The sequence below is a fragment of the Pseudomonas furukawaii genome (assembly GCF_002355475.1).
Taxonomy (GTDB): domain Bacteria; phylum Pseudomonadota; class Gammaproteobacteria; order Pseudomonadales; family Pseudomonadaceae; genus Metapseudomonas; species Metapseudomonas furukawaii.
Window position 1 is genome coordinate 4,226,464 of record NZ_AP014862.1, and the last position, 23,556, is coordinate 4,250,019.

A 23,556-nucleotide genomic window follows, 5' to 3' on the forward strand; every position below is an offset into this window, starting at 1 on the left:
TCGCAGGGTGGGCGTGAGCCCGCCCTGCGCGATCAGGGCGAGCCGAACATCGCCGTCCAGTAGATGCCCGCATCGCTTTTCGGGTCCACCGCGTAGGCGGCGCCCAGCTCGCTGAATCGCGGGTTCATCAGGTTGGCGCAATGGCCCGGGCTGGCCAGCCAGCCCTCCACCACCTTGCCGGGGCTATCCAGCCCGGCGGCGATGTTCTCGCCCACCAGTTGGGCGCTGTAGCCGGCCAGTTCGGCGCGGTCGCCCGGGGTCCGGCCGTCGCGGTCCTTGTGGTCGAAGAAGTTCTGGTTGGCCATCGCCCGGGTGTGATCCTGGGCGGCGGTCGCCAGGGTGGCGTTCCAGGTCAACGGGCCAGCCGCCTGGAAAGCCTGGCCGCCACACTGGCGTGGCTGGCCACGGACAGCGTTGATGCGTTCCAGCAACTTCTGCCCTTCCGCCTGGGAATCCCCCAGGCCGCCGGCCAGCAGCGGCCGGGCCAGGACGATGCGCCAGTCGCGGTCCTCGCGGTTGACCCCGACATCGACGAACTGCGGGTCCAGCAGCACCTGGCAAAAGCTTTCCTGCAGGGCCTTCATGGCCGCCTGGGCATCGCGGGGGCCGGACAGGTTGATGGCCTGGACGTTCACCAGCGGGTAGGCGGTGCGGGCCAGGGCCTGCTGCAGGTCGCCGATGCTGCCGGTGGGCAGGACCAGGCGCGGGTCGGCCTTCAGCGGCGGCAGCTCGGTGGACACCTGACCGGCGCAGGGCTGCGGCTGGACCCGGTAGGCGTTGATCGACTCCACCAGCAGGGTTTCCTCGGACGCCAGGGCGGAACCGGCCAGGGCGGCGCCCAGGGTCAGGGCTGCGATGCGCAGACGGGGTGACACAAGATCCATGGAAACCTCCCTAAAAGCTGACAGCGCCCAATGATGCGCGATTCCATACCATCCTGTGCACTCTCCATGGCATTTGGCCGATCGAAAACCGCCATCCGCCGGGCGGATCGGCGATGAACCCCGTCCTTGTCGTCTTTCGGCCCACTTCGGTTCCTTGCTCCCCCGAGCCGGACCGGAACCTGGGGCCCGGGACTCAATGGCACTCGATGCGGTTGCGCCCCCCCCGCTTGGCCCGGTAGAGCGCCATGTCGCTGCGGGACAGGGCCGCCTCGGCGCTGGGATCGTCAGGATGCAGCGTAGCGATGCCGGCGCTGACCGCCAGGGGAAGGCGCTCGTCGCCATGGGTCACCGGAGCGCCCGCCAGTTCGCGCTGGACCCGCTCGGCGAAGGTCCGGGCCTCGTCGAGGGAGGCGTTGCTCAGCACCACGGCGAATTCCTCGCCGCCCATGCGTCCGGCCGCATCGGTACGGCGCAACTGGGCGCGGAGGATCGCCGAGAAATGCCGCAGCGCCTCGTCGCCCACGGAATGCCCCCAGCGGTCGTTGATGGACTTGAAGTGATCCAGGTCGAACATCAGGATCGCCGCGCCGTAGTCCTGGCTGCGCTGCACCCGCGCCAGCTCGGATTCCAGCTGCGTCATGAAATGACGCCGATTGGCGAGCTGCGTCAGGGAGTCGGTGGTGGCGAACACCTGCAGCTCGGCCTCGATCAGCTTGCGCTCGGTGATATCGGTGATGAAGCCGTGCCAGAGGACGCTGCCGTCCGCCAGCGGCCGGGGACGTGCGGCCCCCTGGCGCCAGGACAGGCCAGAGCCCGGCAGTTGCACCCGGTACTCCAGGTGCCAGGGCCTGAGATCACGGGCGGAGCTTTCCAGGGAGCCGAGGTAGAGGGCCAGGTCGTCGGGATGCAGGATGCCGTGCAACAACTCGGCATCCTGCACCAACTGGTCGGGCGTCAGGCCGTAGATCTCGCGGACGCCGCTGCTGACGTAGGTGAAGGCGGCCCTTCCATCCAGCTGCCGCCGGTACTGGAAGACCATGCCGGGGATTTCGTTGGTCAGGTCGGTCATCAAGGCGGCCGTCTGCTGCATCTTCTCCGAGAGGGCGTGCATCGCGGTCACATCGGTGGTGGTGCCCACCATGCGCAAGGGCTGGCCGGTTTCATCCCTGGCCACCACCTTGCCTCGACTGCACACCCACTTGTAGCGCCCATCCCGGCAGCGCAGCCGATGCTCCACCTCGTAGGCGTCGGTCCGACCCTCGAAGTGTGCCTGGATCGTGGCCTGCACATAGGCCAGGTCATCCGGGTGCACGCGGGTGTAGCTCTCTTCGATGCGGTTGCCCACCTCATGCTCGGAATACCCCAGCAGGGCCTTCCAGTCGCTGGAGTAATGGATCTCGCCGGTCCGCGCATTGCGATCCCAGATGCCGGTCCCGCTGCCGGCGATGGCCAGGGCCATGCGCTCCTCGCTGTCCCGGACCCGCTGCAGCTCGAGCCGGTCCGCCAGCATCCCGGCCGCCAGTCCGGCGAAGTCGCGGAAACCCAGCCGCGCCTCCTCGTCCAGCCTGTGGGGCCGGTCGTGCAGCAGCCAGAGCATGCCGGCCAGGCCGGTTCGGGGGTCGGTCAGGGAGTGGGCGGCGAGATAGCGCAGTTCGGGCCATGCCCGAGCCAGGTCATGCTGGCGCAGGCGTGGCTGTTCGAGGATATCGGGCACTTCCAGCAGTTCTTCGCAGGGAAGGCCCGGGGGCAGCTCCAGGAGGCCCTCCGCGAAGGCTTCGGGATCTAGCGGGCCCTGGGCGCTGCGGATCCGCTGGAGCTTGTCGGCGCCCGTGGTCAGCAGGATGGCCCTGATGCCCAACTGCCGCCTGGCCAGGCGGAGCAGGCTGTCGAATCGCTCATCACTCGCGCCGACTGGCGCACTGGAACTACTGGGCAACGGCATCGGGTTTCCGCACTTCGGAAGGCTGGGGGCCACTTGAGGATGTTCGGTGTGGAAATCAGCAATCTATCCACAATGGCCAGCGGGCGCCAGATTGCTCGCGCAGGTCACCCGCAACTGACGAGCCGGCTGGCCGCCGCCCCCGTCGTCCAAGTAGAATCCCGCGCCATTTCCCATCAGAACCGCGAGAGAGCCACCATGGGCGCCCAGTGGAAAGCCAAACCCAAAGAAGCCGCCGCCAATGCCCGAGGGAAGATCTTCGGCAAGCTGGTGAAGGAAATCATGATCGCCGCGCGCAACGGCGCCGACCCGGACATGAACCCCAAGCTGCGCCTTGCCGTGCACCAGGCGAAGAAGGCGTCCATGCCCAAGGACACGCTGGAGCGCGCCATCAAGAAAGGCGCCGGCCTGTCCGGCGAGGTGGTCCACTACGAGCGCACCCTCTATGAAGGCTTCGCGCCCCACCGCGTCCCGGTGATCGTCGAGTGCCTGACCGACAACCTGAACCGCACCGTGGCGGAAGTCCGCGTGCTGTTCCGCAAGGGCCAGCTGGGCACCTCCGGCTCGGTATCCTGGGACTTCGATCACCTGGGCATCATCGAGGCCGAGCCGGCCAACGCCGAGTCCGACGCCGAACTGGCCGCCATCGAAGCCGGTGCCCAGGACTTCGAGGCCGGCGACGAGAACCTCAGCCTCTTCTACACCGAACCCACCGACCTGGATGCCGTGTGCAAGGCCCTGCCGGAATTCGGTTTCACCGTGCAATCGGCCAACCTGGGCTACAAGGCGAAGAACCCGGTGAGCCTGTCCGGCGCCGAACTGGAGGAAGTGGAAGCCTTCCTCGAGGCCCTGGACAACCACGACGACGTGCAGAACGTCTATGTCGGCCTGCAAGCCGGCTGAGCCCGGGAGCCGCCGGCAGTTCCACGCCGAGAACGCCGACCGGGCCCGTGATGAAGCCCTGCGCCTGCTGGCGCAGCGCGACGCCCTGGGCCCGCGCTGGCTGGCCTGGGTCGCCACCGAGCTCTACCACCTCAAGCCGCCGGCATTCGCCGCCATGGTGCGCCGCGAGCTGGAGCGCCTGAACACCGCCGACCGCCAGTTCGGCCAGGCCTCGAAAGGGGTGCACTGAGGGGCGAGCGCCAGCCGCCGGACAGCGATTAGCCGCTATCGGGGGCGTTTGCCCGAGGTGCAACCTGAGCGAACGGGCATTACAGCTTGCCGGCGGATTCCCAGTTGTACGGCAGCAGCCCCCGGATGGTTTACCGCTAACAGCGGAATCGGGAGATGGCGCACCGCTCGGCGTCCTGCAAGCAGACTTCCCCGCCTTTCCGGCATAATCCGCCCCCTTGGAGTGCCCTATGCCCGAGCAACTACTGGCCCGCGTCGAAGCCTGCTACCAACAGGCGGAAGACTTCTTCAAACGCCGATTTCCCCGCCCCGAGGTGAGCTTCAGGCTTCGGGGACAGAAAGCGGGTGTCGCCCACCTCGATGAGAACAAGCTGCGCTTCAACCCGCAGCTGTATCGTGAGAATCGCGAGGACTTCCTGCGCCAGACGGTGGCGCATGAAGTGGCGCACCTGATCGCCCATCAGCTCTTCGGCCACACCATCCAGCCCCACGGCGAGGAGTGGCAGCTGATCATGCGCGGCGTCTACGAACTTCCCCCCAATCGTTGCCACAGCTATGAAGTGCAACGACGCCGGGTCACCCGCTATCTCTATCGCTGCGCCTGTCCCGAGCCGCACCCTTTTTCGTCCCAACGCCACGCGCTGGTGGCACGGGGGCGCCGCTACTACTGTCGACGCTGCCGGGTCACGCTGGTGTTCACCGGCGAACAGCACCGAGGCTGAATCACCATCAGGCCAGCGACGGGTGCCGAACTCAGGCGACCGACGCGCGACGAACGGGCACCTCGTCCACGGACGGTTGCTGTCCCAGCAGGGCCTCCATCCGGGCACGGGTTTCCGCCATCAGCTCCGCGAGCTGCGCGGCCTCATAGCGACTGGCATCGATGGGTTCCCCCACATGCACCTCCACCTTCTGTCCGAGATTGAGGCGAAAGGTACGGGCAGGCAGCACACGGTGGATGCCACGGATCGACACCGGGACGATCATTGCCTCGGTATCCAGTGCGAGGTGGAAGCAGCCTTTCTTGAATTTCAGCAGGCGACCATCGGCGGAACGGGTCCCCTCGGGCGCGGCCCAGAGGACGATGCCCTTCTCCATCATTTTCCGCGCGGTCGCCAGGTCGGCCAGGGCCTGGCGACGATTGTGCCGATCGATGGACGGAAACTCCGCGGCGCGCATCGCCGGCCCCAGGAAGGGAACACGAAAGAGCTCCTTCTTCGCCAGCATGCGAATGGACCCCGGCAAGGCCACGAAGCTGGCGGGAATGTCGTAGTGGCTGGAATGCGTGCAGAGCACCAGGTAGCGGCGTCCATCACTGAAATCCGGCAGCGTCCCCTGCACCGACAGGTCCATGCGCACTAGGCGCAACAGCAGGCGCGACATGTCGCGGGTGTAGCGATCGACCACGGCGCGGTGCAGGCGGCCGAAGGCTGCGCGCAGCAGCACCAGGCAGCAGTAGAAAACGACCACCAGCAGGGATCCGAGGATCACGCCCAGGCGGCGAATCAGCGAGGCAGGTTCATTCAGCAGTTGCAGGCTTGGCATCGAGCGCTCCCATCTTCTGCCCCGCGCGACTTCATGCGCGGGTGACCTTATGATGCCGATTGTCATGCTTTCGACACAGTCACCGGCCCGCCCCCGACCAAACGACCCGATCCGGACACCTTCATGGACAAGAAAGACCTGCAGATCATCCGCCTCCTGCAGCAGGACGCCTCCCTTTCGCTGGCGGAGCTGGCCGAAGCGGTGAACCTTTCCCAGACACCCTGCTGGCGACGCCTGCAGAAGCTCCGCGAGGAGGGGATCATCACCCGCCAGGTGGCGCTCTGCGACGCGGAGCGGCTGAAGCTCGGCATCACGGTCTTCGTCAGCATCCGCACCAGTTGCCACAGCGACGACTGGACCCGGCAATTCATCGAAGGTACCCGCGACATCCCGGAGATCGTCGAGATCTATCGCATGACCGGCGACGTGGACTACCTGCTGAAGATCGTGGTCCCCGATATCAAAGGTTATGACGCCGTGTACAAGCGCCTGATCCGGGTGGCTGACCTTTCGGACGTCAGCGCGGGTTTCGCCATGGAAGTGATCAAGCACAGCACGGCCTTGCCACTGGGTCATCTGGAGCCTGGGCATTGACTTGTAATGCCCCATGGAGCGCCATAAAACGAATTTATTTTCTAGCAACCATCAAGAAAAAAGAAAATATTTCCAATAATCTCCACCTGCCCCGCGATCAACGCAAAGAATTTCCCATCCCTCGACGCTAATCTGTGACCTCCACAGGCGACGACCACGGCGACCGCCTTCCCGTTACGCGACACCACTCCAGAGGTAACCCAGGTGGACCACCGCAAGCTGCATCCGGACACGCTCCTGACCCACGAAGGCCGCGAACGAGGGCGCGTCGGCGGCACCGTCAACACGCCGGTGTACCGAGCCTCCACCCTGCTCTTCCCCAACGTGGAAACGCTGCAGGCCCAGAACGGGACCCTCAATACCTACGGCCGCCACGGCAACCCCACCACCCGCGCCCTCGAGGCGGCACTGGCGCAACTGGAAGGCGCCCACGCCGCGATGCTCACGCCCAGCGGCCTGAGCGCCCTGACGACCGCACTGCTTGCCACCCTGAAACCGGGCGACCACCTGCTGATGACCGACTCGGTCTATGACCCGACCCGGGCCTTCTGCGACCAGACGCTGGCACGCTTCGGCATCGAGACCACCTACTACGACCCGCTGATCGGCGCCGGTATCGCCGGACTGATGCGCCCCAACACGCGAGTGGTCTTCCTGGAGTCGCCCGGCTCCCTGACGTTCGAGGTGCAGGACGTGCCCGCCATCGCCGAGGCCGCCCACGCCCACGGCGCCCTGGTGATGATGGACAACACCTGGGCCACCCCGGTGCATTTCGCGTCCTTCCGCCACGGCGTGGACATCTCCATCCATGCGGCCACCAAGTACATCGTCGGACACTCGGACGTCCTGATGGGCGTGATCATGACCACCGAAGCCCTCTATCCGGAGATTCGCGGCTTCTACAAGCAACTCGGCCTGTCCGTCAGCGCCGACGACGCCTACCTCGCCTTGCGCGGACTGCGCACCCTGTCCACCCGACTGGAACGTCATCAGCGCAACGCCGAGCGCATTGCGGCATGGCTGGCGGAACAGCCGGAGGTCGGTCGCATCCTCTACCCCGCCCTTCCTGGCGCTCCCGGTCACGAACTCTGGAAGCGCGACTTCACCGGCGCCTGCGGCCTCTTTGGCGTGGAGTTCAAGGGCGTATCCGAACGCGCCATCCATGCCATGCTCGACGGCATGCAGCTATTCGGCATGGGCTACAGCTGGGGTGGCTATGAAAGCCTGATCCTGCTCACCCACCCGGATGCCCATCGCAGCGCCACCACCTGGAGCGCCGAAGGCCCGCTGGTTCGCCTGCATGTGGGACTGGAACACCCGGACGACCTGATCGCCGACCTCGACGCCGGACTGCAACGCCTGCGCGCCACCTGCCGGTGACCAGGCGCGGACCGCCGAGACAGGGCGGGCGCGCCTCCTTATGATGCGTAGCATCTCCACGGCCACGACAAGGAATCCACGATGTCGCTCGCGCAACTCATCACCTCCGCCGAACTCAACGACCGCCTGGGTTCACCCGGCCTGGTCATCCTCGACTGCCGCTTCGCCCTGGAAGACCCGGCGTACGGCGAGCGCAGCTATGCCGAAGGCCACATTCCCGGCGCCCGCTTCGCCGACCTGGAGCGCGACCTGTCCGGCCCGGTGCTTCGGGGCGTGACCGGCCGCCACCCCTTGCCGGACGCCGACCGGCTGCTCGACCGCCTGCGAACCTGGGGATTGGAGAACGACAGCCAGGTCGTCCTCTACGACGATGGCCCAGGCGCCTTCGCCGCGCGCGCCTGGTGGCTACTGGCCTGGCTGGGCAAACGCGATGGCGTATTCCTGCTGGACGGTGGCCTGAAAGCCTGGAAAGGCGCGGGCCTGGCACTGGATACGGCAACTCCGTCGCCAGCGAAGGGCGGCTTCCGGGGCGAGCCCGATGCCCGCCTCCTCGTGGATGCAAACGCTCTAGGACAACGCCTGGGCGACCCGCACCTGACCCTGCTGGATGCCCGCGCCTTGCCCCGCTTCAAGGGTGAGGTCGAACCCATCGATCCCGTGGCCGGCCATATTCCCGGCGCCACCTGCGCCGCCTTCACCGACAACCTGGGGGCCGACGGACGCTTCCTGCCGCCGGCCGAACTGCGACAGCGCTTTGCGCGACTGATCGGAGAACGTCCGCACGACGAACTGGTCACCTACTGCGGCTCCGGGGTCACCGCCTGCCATAACCTCTTCGCCCTGTGCCTGGCCGGCTACCCCCTGGCGCGGCTCTACGCCGGCTCCTGGAGCGAATGGATCACCGACGCCGCCCGCCCGGTGGCCACCGGCGAGTGACGCCGCTGTCCCCCCCTGAAGCGCGGCACGCCTCCGCTGGCGGGCCACGCTTTAATCACGCGCCGCTATATAGGCAATAACCGAAAACCCGAAACAGTTTAAAAACAGGCCTTTACAGCGGAAAACTCGCACTAGACTTCAAATCGAGCGGCTAACCCCGCTCCCGGCGGGGCTCTACTAAAACGATGAGAAGCTGCCAAGCGCCCCGGCCCCGCCGGAACCCTTCGCGAGGGCCCCATGGGAATTGCCGCCAGCGATCTGCGCCAGCACGTCATCCGACCGACGCTGCTCTACCTGCAACGCCCCTCCTCCACGGCTGAAACCCTGTTGCTCGGTGCCGCCGCCTGCCAGTCCGCCCTCGGTGCCGCACTGGACGGCGACCAGGGCCGAGGGCTGTACCGCATCAGCGATGAGCGCCACCAGGCGCTCTGGGACCAGCATCTGGCCCGGGATCCCGAACTGGCCAGCCTGGTACGCGGCCTCGCCAGCCAGCACGCCTTCCTCGGCGCCCCGCATCTGGAGTTGACGGTGAACCTGCGCTACGCCACGGCCATCGCCTGGATGCTGGTGGAATCCAGCATCCTGGTCATGCCGCCCGCCGACGACCTGTTCGGCATGGCCATGATCTGGCGAGAGGTGTTCCAGCCCGAAGGGAGCCCGCGGGACTTCATCGACGCCTGGCAGCGCCACGTAGGGGGTCTTTGCCGGGTTGCCTGACCAGGCTCGCTGACCGAACAGTCAGGAACAACCACCGCTTACATCCAGCACGATCAGCTCAAATAACCACAAACTCAAGGATTGTTCGACAATCTTACCGGATTTTCCTGACATACCCGTTGCTAGAAAGAGGGTCGTAATCCTGATAGCGTGCCGCCCCTTTGCAGCACCGTTCAGGAGTCCACCGTGACCAGCAGAGTCTTCAAGACTGCCCTCGCGCTCACCATCAGCACCGCCTCCACCTACAGCCTGGCCGCCGGCTTCGCCCTCAACGAGCAGAGCGTCAGCGGCATGGGTACTGCCTTCGCCGGCCGCTCCTCGTCCGCCGACGACGCCACCACTGTGTTCGGCAACCCCGCCGGCATGGCGCGACTCAAGCGCGAGCAGGTCAGCGTCGGCGCTGCGGCGATCCTCGCCGAGACCGACATCAAGGACGGCCGTGGCACCTTCGGCGGCAGCAACGAGGGCGACATGGTGCCCACGGTAGCCGTTCCCATGGGCTACTACGTGAAACCGATCGACGACCAATGGGCATTCGGCCTCGGCCTCTACGCCCCCTTCGGCCTGATCACCGACTACGAAAGCGGCTTTGCCGGCCGTTACTGGGGCGACCGCAGCGAAGTCCGGGTGATCACCGTCCAGCCCACCATCAGCTACCGGATCAACGATCGGCTTGCTGTCGGCTTCGGCCCCACCATCAACCGGATCGACGGCGAGCTGACCTCGTCCGTGCTCAACCCGGCTACGCCGGGCCGCAACGACGGCCAGGTGAAGGTCAAGGGTGACGATACCGCGCTGGGATTCAATGCCGGGCTGCTGTTCGAAGTGGACGCCCGCACTCGCCTGGGCCTCACCTACCACTCGAAGGTGGACTACACACTGCGTGGCGACACCCGCCTCAGCGGCTCCGGCTTCGGCCCTCTGGCCGGCAGGTACGACGCATCCCTCGACCTGGAAACTCCCGAGTCCGTGGACTTCTCAGTCACTCACGAACTGAACGACGACTGGACGCTGTACGCCGGGAGCACCTGGACCCGCTGGAGCCGACTGGAAGAGATCCGCGTCGAGAACAAGGGCACCCTGCCAGCAGCCCTCGGCAACATCGTCGAAGAACAGGACTGGCGCGACACCTGGTCCTACGCCGTCGGCGCCGCCTACAAGCTGAACCGTCAGTGGACCCTCCGCGCCGGCCTGGCCTACGACCAGTCCCCGGCTCGCAACGAGCACCGTTCACCGCGCATCCCCACCGACGACCGCAAGATCTTCAGCCTGGGCGCCGCCTGGAGCCCCAGCGACCAAGTGACCATCGACGTCGCCTACTCCTACCTGAAGGAAGAAGACGCCAGGATCGACCAGTTCAGCGCCTCCAAGCAGCGCTACCAGGCCACCTTCCAGAACAGCGCCCACGGCCTGGGAGCCCAGGTGACCTATCGCTTCTGAGTCAGCGGCGCGGCAGGAAAAGAAAAAGCCAGTCAGCATGCTGACTGGCTTTTCGTTATCCCTGCGTGAAAGACGGTAGCGTCACACAGCGGTCGCACCAACGCGTTGCCGCAGGACCATGACCCGGACCAGGGCGACGAAACCGCCCAGCATCAGCCCCCCGACCAACCCCAGCGCCAGAATCAGGGCCTTGCGGGGCTTCTCGGGCTTCTGCGGCGCGGTTGCCGGCTGATCCACACGCACCAGTTGCAGACGAGAGAAATCGACTTTCAGGTTTTCGAGCCGGGCCTGCTCGCCGCGCAGCTTCACCAGGTTCTTGAAGAACAGGTCCTCGTTGTCCCGCTGCTTCAGAATCTCGATCTGCCGGTTGTTCGCCAGCAGATTGAGTTCTTTCTGGATCTCGGCGATGCGCGGCTCGGTGAAATCATCCGAACGACGGGACTGCAGGGCCGAGCGCTCGGCCTTCAGTGTCTCGCTACCCATGAAGTAAAGGGGAATCTGCTGGTTGTTGACTTCGGTACGAATCACACTGCCCTGCACTTCGCGCGCGCTGTCACCCAGGGCGGAAGGTGTGGTCGGCTTGGCGATGCCAAGGTTCTCGGCGATCTGGATCGCCTCATCCAACTGCTTGATCCGGTTCTGGCGACGAACCTGCAATTGTTGACGCAGCGCCCGCAGTTCGTCCTGCAGTCGACTCTTCTTCAACTGATCAGCCTCCGACAACGACGCGATACGCGACTCCTTGTCCGCCTCGTAGCGCGCGCGCTCGGTGGCAATCTGGCTTTGCAGTTGCGTCAGGCGGTTACTGACGAACACGTCGAAATCGTCCTGAACCCGCTGCCGCTCCTGATCGATCGCCGCCAGGATAAGGCCGTTGACGATAGCCACCCCATCCAGCCCCTCAGGGTAGGTCAGGCTGATGCCCTGGAACGGAGCTGCATCGGCGCCTTTCTTGGGATCGGGACGCAGCATCGCGAGCCCTTCACGATTGAGGCGCTCCAGCGCTCGATCCAGCGACTCGCCATCCTCCTGCAGCGACTTGAACAACTCGGGGTTCTCGTGAAAGTACTTCATGCGCAGGCTGTAGGACTCCAGGGCGTCGCCGACATTGCGCAGCGCCTGCTTCGGCGTCAGCGAGTAGAGGCCCGAACCATTCAATTCGTCCAGATCCTTCAGGGATGCCGTCCTGAGCACGCTCTCAACCTTGTAATAGGGCGTAGCCGTGAAGGCGTAGACGGCAGCCAGAGCCGTGGCCAGGCCCGTGATGGCAAGAACCAGCAACTTCTGCTTCCACAGGTCCTTGAACAACGCGACCAGATCGACTTCGTCACTGAATTGCTGGGGACGGACTACAGGACCATTCATTCTCATATTTTCCATGGGACACAACGACCAGAGCGGCTACCCGCTCAAGGGAACTTTCCGGATCAAAAGATGCATCGCCCAGAATGCACGCCATCATAGAAATCCGACGGGCAGGAACAAGGCGAAACTGCTTTCCGCCGACGAACGACCGCTTCGCACTGCACGCGCGCGAAGTCGGGCTCAGGACGGCAAAGGGCATTGCCGGGGTCGGCAAAACGGCGGGAAATGGATCAGCTCCGAAATGACCATGCGCGATTCCTTGCTCGGGGCACTGGGGCGCATGAACCTTAGCACAGACGAATCTGACAGATAAGAAAGAAATATCTTCGAGGTAGATCGGGATTCAGGGCTTGCTTTCCAATGCCCGCTCCACCGCCTCGATCAGGTCCGGATCATCCGGCTTGGTCAGACTGGAGAAATGGGCGATCACCTTGCCCTGGCGATCCACCACGTACTTGTAGAAATTCCAGCGCGGCGACTGCCCGGATTGCGCGATCAGTTCCCTGTAAAGCGGCGTCGCCTGATCGCCGGTGACGTGCTGCGGCTGGGTCATGGCGAAGGTCACACCGTAGTTCACGAAGCAGACCTTGGCCGTTTCCTCGGCGCTGGCGGCTTCCTGCTTGAAGTCGTCGGACGGCACGCCGAGCACCTCGAATCCCTGATCCTTGTAGCGTTTGTACAAGGCTTCCAGGCCCTTGAACTGGGGGGTGAAGCCGCAGTGACTGGCCGTGTTGACGATCAGCAACGGCTTGCCACCGAACTGCTGGCACAGGTCCAGGGTTTCCTTGGAGCGAAGCTTCGGCAATTCATGCTGCAACAGTGCAGGACACTCGGCGGCCAGGGCCTGGCCGCCGAATAGGGCAAGGAGCGTCAGGGAAAGGACGGGCAGGACTTTCATGGCGGACTCCGGCGCAAAATCGATGGGCCTACGCTAACGCCGGATCGCCCGCCTAGCAATGGATGCCCAACTGCATCAGCGCCAGGCCGCCCTGCTGCCATCCCCACCAGGCCAGCGCCATCAGTGCGCCGGCCGACAGGGCCACGCCCCACCAGGCCAGGTGCGTAGTCATGCGGCGCCGACCGGCTGCAGGCGCGCCACCGGCTGTTCGCGCACCGGCCAGTTGAGCACTGCCGCCAGCAGGCTGAGAAAGATGGAGATCTGCCATACCAGTTCGTAGCTGCCCGTGTGGTCATAGAGATAACCGCCCAGCCAGCCGCCGAGGAAGGCGCCCAACTGGTGGAACAGGAAAACGATACCACCGAGCATGGACAGGTTGCGCACCCCGAACAGGGTCGCCACGGTACCGTTGGTCAGGGGCACGGTGGACAGCCACAGCAGCCCCATGGCCATGCCGAAGGCGTAGGCGCTCCAGATGGACAGCGGTGAATAGACGAAGGCCAGGATCACTATCCCCCGCAGCAGGTAGAGCGCGGTCAACAGCCTGGGCTTGGCGTGCCGGCCGCCCAGCCAACCGGCGATATAGGTGCCGAAGACATTGAACAGGCCCACCAGCGCCAGCACCGTGGTCCCAACGCTGGCCGGCAGGTGCTGGTCCACCAGATAGGCGGGCAGGTGCACGCCGATGAACACCACCTGGAAGCCGCAGACGAAAAAGCCCAGCGCCAGCAGCCAGAACCCGGAATGTCCCGCCGCCTCCCGCAAGGCGTCGCCCAGGGTCTGCTCATGGGCCTGGGGCGGGGCGGGATTGTCCTTCAACATGCCCGCCAGCGGCAGGATCAGCGCCACCAGCAGCCCCAAGGCCAGCAATGCCGACGACCACCCTAGCCAGCCGATCAGGCCCAGGGTGCCGGGCAGCATGGCGAACTGGCCGAACGAGCCTGCAGCCGCCGCGATGCCCATGGCCATGCTGCGTTTATCGACCGGCACGGCGCGCCCCACCACGCCGAGGATCACCGAGAAGGATGTCCCCGACAGGCCGATGCCAATGAGCAGCCCCGCACTGATGGACAGCGACAGCGCCGAATCCGAATACCCCATCAGCACCAGGCCGACGGCATAGAGCACGCCCCCTACGACGACCGCGCGGGTGGCGCCGAAGCGGTCCGCCAGAGCACCGGTGAAAGGCTGGGTCAGTCCCCAGATGAGGTTCTGCAGGGCGATGGCGAAGGCGAACACCTCCCGCCCCCAGCCGAACTCACCGCTCATGGGAGCCAGGAACAAGCCGAAGCCGTGGCGGATTCCCAGGGACAACGCCAGGATCAGCGAAGCCCCCAGCAGGATCCAGCCACTCGTGCGCCACACCGAAGTCATAGAGAAATCCTTTGCGGGTAGCTACCCGCTTTAATCCGAAAAAAATCAGTCCAGGTACTCCAGGTCATCCAGCAACGCCATCAGCGCCGCCCGATTCTCCGGCCCAAGGCGCTCCGACATCCGCGCCTGGGCGACCTCCCAGTCCCGCAATGCTCGATCCAGGACCTCACGACCGGCAGGCGTCAGCGACACCAGGCGATTGCGCGAGTCCTCGCCCTCCTCCAACGTCACCCATCCCTTGGACTCGAGCAGCTTGAGGTTACGCCCAAGGGTGCTGCGGTCCAGGCCCATGGCATCCGCCAGGCTGGTGATGCTGGGCTGGTCGAGCCGCGTCACGTGCTTGAGCAGGGAATACTGGGCCACGTTCAGTCCGACGCCGGCAAGGGCGTCGTCATAGAAGCGCGTCACGTTGCGACTGGCACGGCGCAGCTTGGTGCAGAGGCATTGGGTCGGAAGCATGGGATGCATGTATATACCCGCATCAATGGGGTCGTCAACGAGGAAGCCGGTCGAGTCGATCATCGGCGCGGGTCCGGTGGTACCAGCCGCCGCCCTTGCACCGCGAGCCCTATCGCGACACGCCGATCGCCAATGTCACCACCACCAGCGCCGTGACTTCGACCATTTCCACCAGCGCGCCCGCGGTATCGCCGGTGGTGCCTCCCAGGCGGCGCAGCAGGTCGCGGCGCCACAGCGCAAGGACCAGCAGGGCCGACGCCAGCGCCAACCAGGCCACCCAACCCAGCAGGAGCATGGCCAAAGCGTGAGCCGCGAGCCATGGCGGCAACTGGCGGCGCGGCAGGTGACGCGCCAGCCCCTGCCCCAGGCCACCGGCCCGCACGTAGGGAGTGGTGAGGAACAGCAATGGCAACAGGCCCCGCGCCAGCCAGGGCGCCAGCAACAACGGCCACGCAACGCCCGCCTGGAGCAGCGCGGACAAGGCGGCGAACTTCAGCAGCAGGACCACCACCAGCACCACCACCGCGATAGGGCCGCTACGAGGGTCCTTCATGATTGCCAGGGTGCGCTCAGAATCGCCGTAGCCACCGACCCAGGCGTCCGCCGTATCGGCCAGGCCGTCGAGGTGCAGCCCACCGGAGAGCCCGACCCAGGCCGCGAGCAGCAGCGCGGCCGCGAGAAGAGGCGGGCTGCCCTCCAGGAGAACGGCCCCCGCCATCAGCAGGGCCCCGACCAGAAGCCCGACCACCGGGTACCAGATCAACGAGCGCCCGACCTCGGTCGGCTCCGGCATGCCCGGCAGGCGCACCGGCAATCGGGTGAGGAACTGCAGGGCGATGAGGAATGGAATCATGGCCGCTCCCGCAGACCCTGCCCATCGGAGGCCAGCCGGAACAACGCGCCATGGGCCACCTCCACCTGCATCAGTTGCGACCGGGCCATTTGCCGCGCCCGGGCCACCAGGATGCGAATCACACCGCCGTGGGTGACCAGCAACACCCGTTGCCCGAGAAATCGGACCCGCAGGCGCTCGCTGGCCGCCAGTACCCGCGCCTCGAAGTCCAGCAGAGACTCGCCGTCCGGCGGCGTGAAACTGTAGGGATCGTTCCAGAAGCGCCCCAGCCCTTCGGCCTGGTCCTCCATGAGTTCGGCGGCGCTGCGGCCCTCCCACTGGCCGAAATGCAATTCCCGCAGCTCGGGCTCGAAGGACAGCGGCAGGCCCAGCCGGCACTGCAGGTCACGGGCGAACCCGGCGCAGCGTTGCAACGGCGAGCTCACCAGCGCATCCCAGGGCCCCGCGCCCTCGATGCCCGCGCCCATCTGCGCCCAGCCCCGCTCGGTGAGGGCGTCATCCAGGCTGCCGCGAAAACCGCCGCCCCGCTCGGTCTCGCCATGGCGCAGGAGATCCAGCTTCATGCCGGCCGATCCGACACCGCGGCCTCGGCGAAGGTCGCCATGCCACCGTGCAGCTCGCAGGCCAAGCGCAGCAGCGGCACCGCAGCCGCGGCGCCGCTGCCTTCGCCCAGACGCAGCCCCAGGTCCAGCAACGGGTCGGCTTCGAGCGCTTCCAGGACCGCCTTGTGGCCCGGCTCGGCGGAACGATGGGCGAACAGCAACCACTCCCGGCACGCGGGGTTCAGGCGCACCGCACAGAGGGCCGCGACGCTGCAGATGAAGCCGTCCACCAGGGCCGTCAGTCCCAGCTGACCGCAGGCCAGGTAGGCGCCCGCCAGGGCCGCCACTTCGAAACCGCCCAGGCACCGAAGGGTTTCCTCCGGACCGGTGCAGGCGCCCCGGTGCAAAGCCAGGGCACGGTCGATCACCGCCACCTTGCGTGCCACGCCCCGGTCGTCGAGACCGGTACCGGGACCGGTCAGGGCGCCGGCCGGCAAGCCCAGCAAGGCGCAGGCCAGGGCGCTGGCCGTGGTGGTATTGCCGATACCCATCTCTCCACCGACGAACAGCTCGGCACCGGCTCCCACGGCACGCTCGACGCTGGCCCGACCCGCTTCCAGGGCGATCAGGCACTGGGCCGCGGTCATTGCCGGCTCGCGGGCGAAGTTGGCCGTTCCGGCCCCCAGTTGCAGGTGCAGTACGCCGGGCAGGGGCTCCAGGGGAATCGCGGTCCCCAGGTCCACCAGCTCCAGGGTGGCGCCCAGGCTACGGGCCAGCACGCTGATGGCCGCTCCGCCCCGGACGAAGTTGCGCAGCATCTCGCCCGTCACGGCCTGGGGATAGGCGGAGACACCCTCCGCCACCACGCCATGATCGCCGGCGAAGACCGCAAACCAGGGATGCTCCAGCGACGGCCGCTCCCGTCCCTGGTGAGCCGCCAGGGTGATCGCCAGTTCCTCCAATTGGCCCAGTGCCCCACGGGGCTTGGTCAGCAGGTCCTGCCGGGCGCGGGCCTTGGCACGGGCGACGGGGTCCAGCGGTTGGCACGGCGCCTGCCACCAGTTCAACGCATTCATAAGGCTTCTCCCTTGAGGATCATGGGCAGGCCGGCAACGGTGAACACCACCCGCTCGCAACGCTCGGCGATGGCCTGGTGCAGCCGGCCGGCTTCATCCACATAGCGACGGGTCAGTTCGCCCAGGGGCACCACGCCCAGGCCGGTTTCATTGCTCACCAGCAACAGGCGGCCGGGCAACTCGCCAAGGCAGGCCAGCAAGGCCTCACGCTCGGCGTCGAGACGGGCGGGGTCGTCCAGCATCAGCAGGTTGGTCAGCCAGAGGGTGAGGCAGTCCACCAGCAGGCAGGCATCGGGCGCGGCGCTTTCCCGCAGCACCCGGGCAAGTTCCAGCGGCTCCTCCACCAGCCCCCAATGCGCCGGACGGCGAGCGCGATGATGGGCGACCCGCGCACTCATCTCCCCGTCCAGAGGCAGGCTGGTGGCGACATAGGTGACCCTGAGCCCGCTTTCGCCGGCCAGGCGCTCGGCCAGCCGGCTCTTGCCGGAACGGGCGCCGCCGAGGATGAGTTCAGGCATGGGCGTTCTCCCGCAGGCCACAGAGTTGGGCGAGCAGCCCCGTATCCAGGTGTTGCTCCACCTGGTCGGCCAGCCGCTCGATGTCACGTTCGCGCAGGGCGTGATAGTCCACCGCCCGGACCTCCGCCAGGCCCGCCCAGCGCAGCAGCGCCGTGCAGGCGTCGGAGGATTCGAACAGGCCGTGGAGGTAGGTGCCCATGACCTGGCCATCGGCACTGAGGGCGCCGTCGGCGCGGCCGTCGTCCAGGATCACCGCGGCACGCTCGAGCCCCGCCCCCGTGCTGATGCCCGCGTGAATCTCATAGCCATTAACCGGGGCCCGCTCCAGAAACAGGCGACCGCTGACGTTGCGCAACTGTTTCTCGGGCTCCAGAACGGTGTCCACCGCCAGCAACCCCAACCCCGAACTGGTACCGGCCGCGCCCTCCAGGCCGTGGGGGTCGGCGATGGTGCGGCCGAGCATCTGATAACCGCCGCAGATGCCGAGCACCTTGCCGCCGTAACGCAGATGTCGCGCCAGGGCCTGGTCCCAGCCATGCTCGCGGAGCCGGGCGAGGTCGGCCCGGACGCTCTTGGAGCCCGGCAGGATGATCAGGTCGGCCGGCGGAATCGGCTGGCCTGGGGCGACGAAGGTCAGGGCCACCTGGGGATGCAGGCGCAGCGGATCGAAATCGGTGTGATTGCTGATGCGCGGCAGCACCGGCACCGCCACCCGCAGCAGTTCGCCGGCCTTGTGGCCCTGCCGGGTATCGATGGCGTCCTCGGCTTCCAGGTGGAAATCGGTCAGATAGGGCAACACCCCCAGCACCGGCTTGCCGGTACGCGCCTCCAGCCAGTCCAGGCCGGGCTGGAGCAAGGCGATGTCGCCCCGGAAACGGTTGATGACGAACCCCTTCACCCGCGCCTGCTCGCTTTCCGAAAGCAGCGCCAGGGTGCCCACCAGATGGGCGAAGACCCCGCCCCGGTCGATATCCGCCACCAGGATCACCGGGCAGTCCACCGCCTCGGCGAAGCCCATGTTGGCGATGTCGTTGGCCCGCAGGTTGATCTCCGCCGGAGAGCCCGCGCCCTCCACCAGCACCACCGGGTACTCGGCGGACAGGCGCTGGTGGGACGCCAGCACGGCGGCCATCGCCACCCGTTTGTAGTCGTGGTAGGCGGCCGCGTTCATCGAGGTCACGGCGCGGCCGTGGATGATCACCTGGGCGCCGATGTCGGTGTTGGGCTTGAGCAGCACCGGGTTCATGTCGGTGTGGGGCGCCAGCCCGCAGGCCTGCGCCTGCACCGCCTGGGCACGGCCGATTTCGCCGCCGTCCTCGGTCACGGCGCTGTTCAGCGCCATGTTCTGTGGCTTGAAGGGCGCCACCGCCACGCCCTGGCGGTGCAGCCAGCGGCAAAGCGCGGTCACCAGGGTGCTCTTGCCGGCGTCGGACGTGGTGCCCTGCACCATCAGGGTGGTCATGAGTGATCCTTGGCGTAGTCGATAAGGGCCGCGCGTAAGCGCCGCCAGCCGGATTCATCCGGCGGCAGGCCGAAGCGCAGACTGGCCGGCTGCATGAACAGACGGGTCAGGATGCCGCGTGCGGCGAGGTAGTCATGGAGTCGGGCGGCGTCCTCCCGGAGCAGTCGCTGGAACAGCGCGGTGCCGCCGGCGGGCGCCAGTCCGCACTCGCCCAGGAGCCGCTCGAGCCGGGCGCCGTCACGCGACAGCGCCAGCCGCTGCCGAACCTGCCCGGCCTCGTCGGCCAGCAGCGTGCGCGCCAGGGCGCGAGCGGGACCGCTCACCGCCCAGGGACCGAGCTGTTCCTCAAGCCGCTGCAGCAACGCCGGTTCCGCCAGCACGAAGCCCAGTCGGATGCCGGCAAGGCCGAAGAACTTGCCGAAGGAGCGCAACACCACCAGGCCCGGCGCTGGGGTCGATCCGCACAGGCTGTGCTCTGGCGTGCAGTCCATGAAGGCCTCATCCACCAGCAGCCATCCGCCCCGCGCCACCAGCCGGCCATGCCAGGCCAGCAACCGCTCCCGAGCCAGGCGCTCGCCCGTGGGGTTGTTGGGGTTGACCACCAGCAGGACGTCCAGGCGATCCAGCGCCTGCTCGACTTCATCGCTGCGCAGCGCCACCACTTCGTGGCCCTCGCGCTGCCACGCATGGGCATGTTCGGCATAGCAGGGGGCGACGACCCCGACCCGGCTGGCCGCCCGCAGCCGGGGCAAGGCCTGGATGGCGGCCTGGGAACCGGCCACCGGCAGCAGCGAGGCGGCCCCGTAGTAGCCTCGAGCGGCTTCCTCCAGGCCATCGTCCCGCTCGGGCAGGCGCGTCCAGGCGGCCGCCGGGATCTCGGGCAGCGCCCAGCCGTAGGGTGCGATGCCGGTGGACAGGTCGAGCCAGTCCGTTTCGGCGATCCCGTAGCGCCGGGCCGCCGCCTTCAGTCGTCCGCCGTGTTCAAGCAAGGAGCCAGCCCCCCAGGATCAGGATGGCCAGCCAGAGCACCACGCCCTGGCGCACCAGGTCCATGGCCCGGCGGATGTCCCGGGCACTGGCTTCCGGCCCCTCCCCCAGCAGCGGCCGCTCATGGCGCTCGCCGTGGTAGACCGCCGCCCCGCCCAGGGCCACGCCCAGGGCGCCGGCGCCCGCCGCCATCACCGGACCGGCGTTGGGACTGTCCCAGCGCGGCGCCTGTCGCCGCCAGCAGCGCAGGGCCTGCCGGGTCCGGCCGAGCAGCGCATAGGTCAGGGCCACCAGCCGCGCCGGCAGGTAGTTGAGGACATCGTCGATGCGCGCGGCGGCCCAGCCGAATCGTTCGAAACGCGCGTTGCGGTAGCCCCACATGGCGTCCAGGGTGTTGGACAGGCGATAGAGCACCACGCCCGGCGCACCCGCCACGGCGAACCAGAACAGCGCGGCGAAGACCGCGTCGCTGCCGTTCTCCAGCACCGACTCGGTGGCGGCGCGGGCCACGGCGGATTCGTCCAGCTCGCGGGTTTCCCGGCTGACCATGTAGCCCACGCGACGACGGGCCTCGTCCAGGTCGCCAGCCTCCAGGGCATCGGCCACCGGCTCGGCATGCTCGTTCAGGCTGCGCAACCCGATGGCGGCGTAGAGCGCCACCACCCCCACCAGCCAGCCGATGTAGGGCAGCTGTGACAACAGCCAGGCCAGCAGGCTCAGCGGCAGCACCGCCAGCACCCAGGCGCTGACGCCATGGCTGCGCCAGCCCCTGCCGCCCGAGTTGAAGCGCCGCTCCAGGCGGTGGGCGAAATTGCCGAAGGCCACCAGCGGATGCCAGCGCCTCGGTTCGCCGAACAGGGCATCCAGCGCCACCGCGCCGAGCGTGAGCAAGCCCAGGCTCATGGCCGCGCCTCCCATTGATTCTCGAACAGCAGGTCCGCCAGCGGCCGGGGCTGCGCCCAGCCTTCCAGGGCCAGCATGGGCGCCGGATAGAACTCGGTCACCGGTCCCAGGCAGAGCACGGCGACCGGCTTGCCGCCCTCGGGCATGCCCAGCAGGCTCGCCAGGGCAACGGGGTCGAACAGCGAAACCCAGCCCAGGCCCAGCCCCTCGGCGCGGGCCGCGAGCCAGAGGTTCTGGATGGCGCAGGAAAGCGATGCCAGGTCCATCTCCGGCAGGGTCCGGCGGCCGAACACATGGGCTTCGCGCCCATCCATCAAGGCCGCGACCAGCAGTTCGGCACAGTCGCGGACGCCTTCCACCTTGAGTCGCATGAAGGCATCCGAGCGTTCCCCCAGGGCCTCGGCGGTACGCGCCCGCTCCGCCTCCACCAACCCGTGGATCGCCTCGCGCAGCTCGGCACGGGTGATGCGAATGAAGCGCCAGGGCTGCATCAACCCCACGCTGGGCGCCTGATGGGCGGCCTCCAGCAGGCGCGCCAGCAGCTCGGGGGCGACCTCGCCCCCGCTGAAATGACGCATGTCGCGACGCTCGGCGATGGCGCGATAGACCGCCGCTCGCTCATCGGGGCTGAAGGCGTGGTCGCTCATGGTCTGAACAGCTCCGCGGCGGCTCGGGGATTGGACGGCAGGTAGAAGTGGATGTACGAGGCGGTCAGGCGCCCGGAGCGGAACACCGCTTCGGCTACGGGTTTGTCGTTGGGGCAAAGGCCCCGGACCAGGGGCACCTGCGGGGAGTCCAGCAGCGAATGGTGGAAGGTGTGGCCCCGCAGCGAACCCTCGGGCAGCCGCGCCTCCTGCAGGGCCAGGGCGGCCAGGCGCTTCTGCAGGGTGGCTCGACCGGGGAGCAGGCCGAGCAGATCGGCGGCTGCGCCCGTCACGTCGGTCAGCCCCTCCAGCAGGTAGAGCATGCCGCCACATTCCGCGAGGATCGGCTTGCCGGCCTGATGATGCGCGCGGATGGCCTCCGCCATGGCGCGATTCCCGGCCAGTTGCGGCAGATGCAGTTCCGGATAGCCGCCGGGCAGATAGAGACTGTCCACCTCCGGCAAGGCGTTGTCGGCCAACGGCGAGAAGAACCTGAGTTCGGCGCCCAGCTGTTCGAGGAGGTCCAGGTTGGCCTGGTACAGGAAGGCGAACGAGGTATCCCGCGCAACGCCGATGCGCACGCCGGCCAGGTCGGGCCGCTCTCCCGGCGCCTCCGGCGCGGCGAAGCGGACCGCGGGCGGCAAGGCCACCTCGGCGCTGGCGGCCAGCGCATCGGCGGCGGCATCCAGGCGGGCATCCAGGTCCGCCAGTTCCTCGGCCTGCACCAGTCCCAGGTGCCGGCTGGGCAGTTCCACCTCGCTGCTGCGTGGCAGGGCGCCATACCAGCGGATCCAGTCCGGCAGGCTGTCGCGGATCAGGTCGCTGTGCCGCTGGCTGCCGACACGATTGCCCAGCACCCCGGCGAACGGCAGGTCCGGCTGGTAGGTGGCCAGGCCCACCGCCAGGGCGCCGAAGGTCTGGGCCATGGCCGCGCCATTGATCACGCCCAGCACCGGAACGCCGAAGCGTCGGGCCAGGTCGGCCGCCGACGGCGAGCCGTCGAACAGCCCCATCACCCCCTCGATCAGGATCAGGTCGGCGTCACCGGCGGCCTCCCAGAGCAGGCGACGGCTCTCGGCCTCGCCCACCATCCAGAGGTCCAGCTGGTACACGGGATGGCCCGAAGCCCGGGCGAGGATCATCGGATCGAGGAAATCCGGACCGCACTTGAAGACCCGCACCCGGCGCCCTTGACGGGCGTGGAGACGCGCCAGGGCTGCCGTGACGGTGGTCTTGCCCTGCCCCGAGGCCGGGGCGGCGATCAACAGGGCGGGACAGGAACGTTCCATCAGAACTCCACGCCCTTCTGGGCCTTCACGCCGGCCTTGAAGGCGTGCTTCACCAGGCTCATCTCGGTGACGGTGTCGGCGGCCTCGACCAGGCCCTCCGGCGCGCCCCGGCCGGTGGCCACGACATGCTGGTGCTCCGGGCGAGACTGGATGTCCCGCAGCACCTCGTCCAGTTCCAGGTAGCCGTGCTTCAGCGCGATGTTCAGCTCATCCAGCACCACCAGCCCCACCCGGGGATCGTCCAGCAGCTCACGGGCGATCGCCCAGGCCGCACGGGACTTCTCGATATCGCGCTGGCGATCCTGGGTGTCCCAGGTGTAGCCCTCGCCCATCACGTGGTAGCTGACCTCCTCGGGAAAACGCCGGAAGAAGGCCTCCTCCCCGGTGGACATGCCGCCCTTGATGAACTGCACCACGCCCACCTTCATGCCGTGGCCAAGGGCCCGGGCCACCATGCCGAAGGCGGAGCTGCTCTTGCCCTTGCCGTTGCCGGTGTGCACCAGCAGCAGGCCGTACTCGTCCCGGGCCTGGGCGATCTTCTCGTCGATCAGCGCTTTCTTGCGCTGCATGCGGGCCTTGTGGCGGGCATCGCGTTCGGCGGATTCGGTCATGGTCGCTCC

At 67.4% G+C, this 23,556-nt stretch carries 25 protein-coding genes; 8 read left to right on the forward strand and 17 right to left on the reverse strand.

Annotation, left to right across the window (positions count from 1 at the left end; genetic code table 11):
• Positions 1 to 32: 32 nt before the first annotated feature.
• Both KF707C_RS19465 and KF707C_RS19470 read right to left on the reverse strand, forming a co-directional pair.
• Positions 33 to 884, reverse strand: a complete 852-nt coding sequence (locus tag KF707C_RS19465) for a CAP domain-containing protein (protein WP_003458246.1) — start codon at positions 882 to 884, stop codon at positions 33 to 35.
• 193 nt (positions 885 to 1,077) lie between these two features.
• Positions 1,078 to 2,826, reverse strand: coding sequence for a sensor domain-containing diguanylate cyclase (locus tag KF707C_RS19470; protein WP_003458247.1), 1,749 nt, complete (start codon positions 2,824 to 2,826; stop codon positions 1,078 to 1,080).
• Positions 2,827 to 3,021: 195 nt separating this feature from the next.
• Here KF707C_RS19470 and KF707C_RS19475 point away from each other — a divergent pair, with 195 nt between their 5' ends.
• The 3 genes from KF707C_RS19475 to KF707C_RS19485 all read left to right on the forward strand — a co-directional run bounded on the left by KF707C_RS19475 (position 3,022) and on the right by KF707C_RS19485 (position 4,676).
• Positions 3,022 to 3,726 carry a YebC/PmpR family DNA-binding transcriptional regulator gene (locus KF707C_RS19475; RefSeq protein WP_036994756.1) on the forward strand — a complete coding sequence of 235 codons (705 nt, stop codon included), beginning with the start codon at positions 3,022 to 3,024 and terminating at the stop codon, positions 3,724 to 3,726.
• Positions 3,704 to 3,955 carry a hypothetical protein gene (locus tag KF707C_RS19480; RefSeq protein WP_003458250.1) on the forward strand — a complete coding sequence of 84 codons (252 nt, stop codon included), beginning with the start codon at positions 3,704 to 3,706 and terminating at the stop codon, positions 3,953 to 3,955. Before KF707C_RS19475 ends, KF707C_RS19480 begins: the two co-directional genes overlap by 23 nt.
• A gap of 229 nt (positions 3,956 to 4,184) precedes the next feature.
• Positions 4,185 to 4,676, forward strand: coding sequence for a SprT family zinc-dependent metalloprotease (locus KF707C_RS19485; protein ID WP_003458252.1), 492 nt, complete (start codon positions 4,185 to 4,187; stop codon positions 4,674 to 4,676).
• Positions 4,677 to 4,707: 31 nt separating this feature from the next.
• Here KF707C_RS19485 and KF707C_RS19490 read toward each other — a convergent pair whose 3' ends face one another.
• A complete protein-coding gene (locus KF707C_RS19490) occupies positions 4,708 to 5,499 on the reverse strand; it encodes a lysophospholipid acyltransferase family protein (protein ID WP_003458254.1) in 792 nt (263 codons plus the stop codon).
• Positions 5,500 to 5,622: 123 nt separating this feature from the next.
• On the opposite strand from KF707C_RS19490, the gene KF707C_RS19495 reads away from it, so the two are divergent.
• The 5 genes from KF707C_RS19495 (at position 5,623) to KF707C_RS19515 (ending at position 10,566) form a co-directional block, all read left to right on the forward strand.
• A complete protein-coding gene (locus KF707C_RS19495; RefSeq protein WP_003458256.1) occupies positions 5,623 to 6,093 on the forward strand; it encodes an Lrp/AsnC family transcriptional regulator in 471 nt (156 codons plus the stop codon).
• A 204-nt stretch (positions 6,094 to 6,297) separates the two neighbouring features.
• Positions 6,298 to 7,473 (forward strand): cystathionine beta-lyase, encoded by a 1,176-nt coding sequence (gene metC / locus KF707C_RS19500; RefSeq protein WP_003458258.1) that lies wholly within the window; start codon positions 6,298 to 6,300, stop codon positions 7,471 to 7,473.
• Positions 7,474 to 7,554: 81 nt separating this feature from the next.
• Complete coding sequence (locus KF707C_RS19505; protein WP_003458261.1) at positions 7,555 to 8,409, forward strand: sulfurtransferase; 855 nt, start codon at positions 7,555 to 7,557, stop codon at positions 8,407 to 8,409.
• 237 nt (positions 8,410 to 8,646) lie between these two features.
• Positions 8,647 to 9,126: a hypothetical protein gene (locus KF707C_RS19510; RefSeq protein ID WP_003458264.1), complete on the forward strand. Its 480-nt coding sequence runs from the start codon at positions 8,647 to 8,649 to the stop codon at positions 9,124 to 9,126.
• Between the two features lie 186 nt (positions 9,127 to 9,312).
• Positions 9,313 to 10,566: an OmpP1/FadL family transporter gene (locus tag KF707C_RS19515; RefSeq protein WP_003458266.1), complete on the forward strand. Its 1,254-nt coding sequence runs from the start codon at positions 9,313 to 9,315 to the stop codon at positions 10,564 to 10,566.
• An 81-nt stretch (positions 10,567 to 10,647) separates the two neighbouring features.
• Here the strand turns inward: KF707C_RS19515 and KF707C_RS19520 are convergent, their stop codons facing one another.
• The 14 genes from KF707C_RS19520 to cobO form a co-directional block, all read right to left on the reverse strand.
• A complete protein-coding gene (locus KF707C_RS19520) occupies positions 10,648 to 11,931 on the reverse strand; it encodes a Wzz/FepE/Etk N-terminal domain-containing protein (RefSeq protein WP_003458269.1) in 1,284 nt (427 codons plus the stop codon).
• A gap of 343 nt (positions 11,932 to 12,274) precedes the next feature.
• On the reverse strand, positions 12,275 to 12,829 hold the full coding sequence (locus KF707C_RS19525) for a glutathione peroxidase (RefSeq protein WP_003458273.1): 555 nt from the start codon (positions 12,827 to 12,829) through the stop codon (positions 12,275 to 12,277).
• Between the two features lie 168 nt (positions 12,830 to 12,997).
• Positions 12,998 to 14,203 (reverse strand): MFS transporter, encoded by a 1,206-nt coding sequence (locus KF707C_RS19530; protein ID WP_003458276.1) that lies wholly within the window; start codon positions 14,201 to 14,203, stop codon positions 12,998 to 13,000.
• Positions 14,204 to 14,248: 45 nt separating this feature from the next.
• Positions 14,249 to 14,662, reverse strand: a complete 414-nt coding sequence (locus KF707C_RS19535; protein ID WP_036994778.1) for a MarR family winged helix-turn-helix transcriptional regulator — start codon at positions 14,660 to 14,662, stop codon at positions 14,249 to 14,251.
• Between the two features lie 109 nt (positions 14,663 to 14,771).
• Positions 14,772 to 15,515, reverse strand: coding sequence for an adenosylcobinamide-GDP ribazoletransferase (locus tag KF707C_RS19540; protein ID WP_003458279.1), 744 nt, complete (start codon positions 15,513 to 15,515; stop codon positions 14,772 to 14,774).
• On the reverse strand, positions 15,512 to 16,078 hold the full coding sequence (gene cobC, locus KF707C_RS19545) for an alpha-ribazole phosphatase family protein (RefSeq protein ID WP_003458281.1): 567 nt from the start codon (positions 16,076 to 16,078) through the stop codon (positions 15,512 to 15,514). The genes KF707C_RS19540 and cobC overlap by 4 nt, the downstream gene beginning before the upstream one ends.
• A complete protein-coding gene (cobT, locus tag KF707C_RS19550; protein ID WP_003458284.1) occupies positions 16,075 to 17,133 on the reverse strand; it encodes a nicotinate-nucleotide--dimethylbenzimidazole phosphoribosyltransferase in 1,059 nt (352 codons plus the stop codon). The genes cobC and cobT overlap by 4 nt, the downstream gene beginning before the upstream one ends.
• A complete protein-coding gene (cobU, locus tag KF707C_RS19555) occupies positions 17,130 to 17,651 on the reverse strand; it encodes a bifunctional adenosylcobinamide kinase/adenosylcobinamide-phosphate guanylyltransferase (RefSeq protein ID WP_003458286.1) in 522 nt (173 codons plus the stop codon). Before cobU ends, cobT begins: the two co-directional genes overlap by 4 nt.
• Positions 17,644 to 19,113 (reverse strand): cobyric acid synthase, encoded by a 1,470-nt coding sequence (locus KF707C_RS19560; protein WP_003458289.1) that lies wholly within the window; start codon positions 19,111 to 19,113, stop codon positions 17,644 to 17,646. The genes cobU and KF707C_RS19560 overlap by 8 nt, the downstream gene beginning before the upstream one ends.
• Entirely contained in the window at positions 19,110 to 20,102 is a 993-nt protein-coding gene (gene cobD, locus KF707C_RS19565) for a threonine-phosphate decarboxylase CobD (RefSeq protein ID WP_003458298.1), read from the reverse strand. Before cobD ends, KF707C_RS19560 begins: the two co-directional genes overlap by 4 nt.
• Positions 20,095 to 21,003 carry an adenosylcobinamide-phosphate synthase CbiB gene (cbiB, locus tag KF707C_RS19570; RefSeq protein WP_003458301.1) on the reverse strand — a complete coding sequence of 303 codons (909 nt, stop codon included), beginning with the start codon at positions 21,001 to 21,003 and terminating at the stop codon, positions 20,095 to 20,097. The genes cobD and cbiB overlap by 8 nt, the downstream gene beginning before the upstream one ends.
• Positions 21,000 to 21,650, reverse strand: a complete 651-nt coding sequence (gene bluB / locus KF707C_RS19575; protein ID WP_003458302.1) for a 5,6-dimethylbenzimidazole synthase — start codon at positions 21,648 to 21,650, stop codon at positions 21,000 to 21,002. The genes cbiB and bluB overlap by 4 nt, the downstream gene beginning before the upstream one ends.
• A complete protein-coding gene (locus KF707C_RS19580) occupies positions 21,647 to 22,936 on the reverse strand; it encodes a cobyrinate a,c-diamide synthase (RefSeq protein WP_003458304.1) in 1,290 nt (429 codons plus the stop codon). Before KF707C_RS19580 ends, bluB begins: the two co-directional genes overlap by 4 nt.
• Positions 22,936 to 23,547, reverse strand: coding sequence for a cob(I)yrinic acid a,c-diamide adenosyltransferase (gene cobO / locus KF707C_RS19585; RefSeq protein ID WP_003458306.1), 612 nt, complete (start codon positions 23,545 to 23,547; stop codon positions 22,936 to 22,938). Before cobO ends, KF707C_RS19580 begins: the two co-directional genes overlap by 1 nt.
• Positions 23,548 to 23,556: the final 9 nt, after the last annotated feature.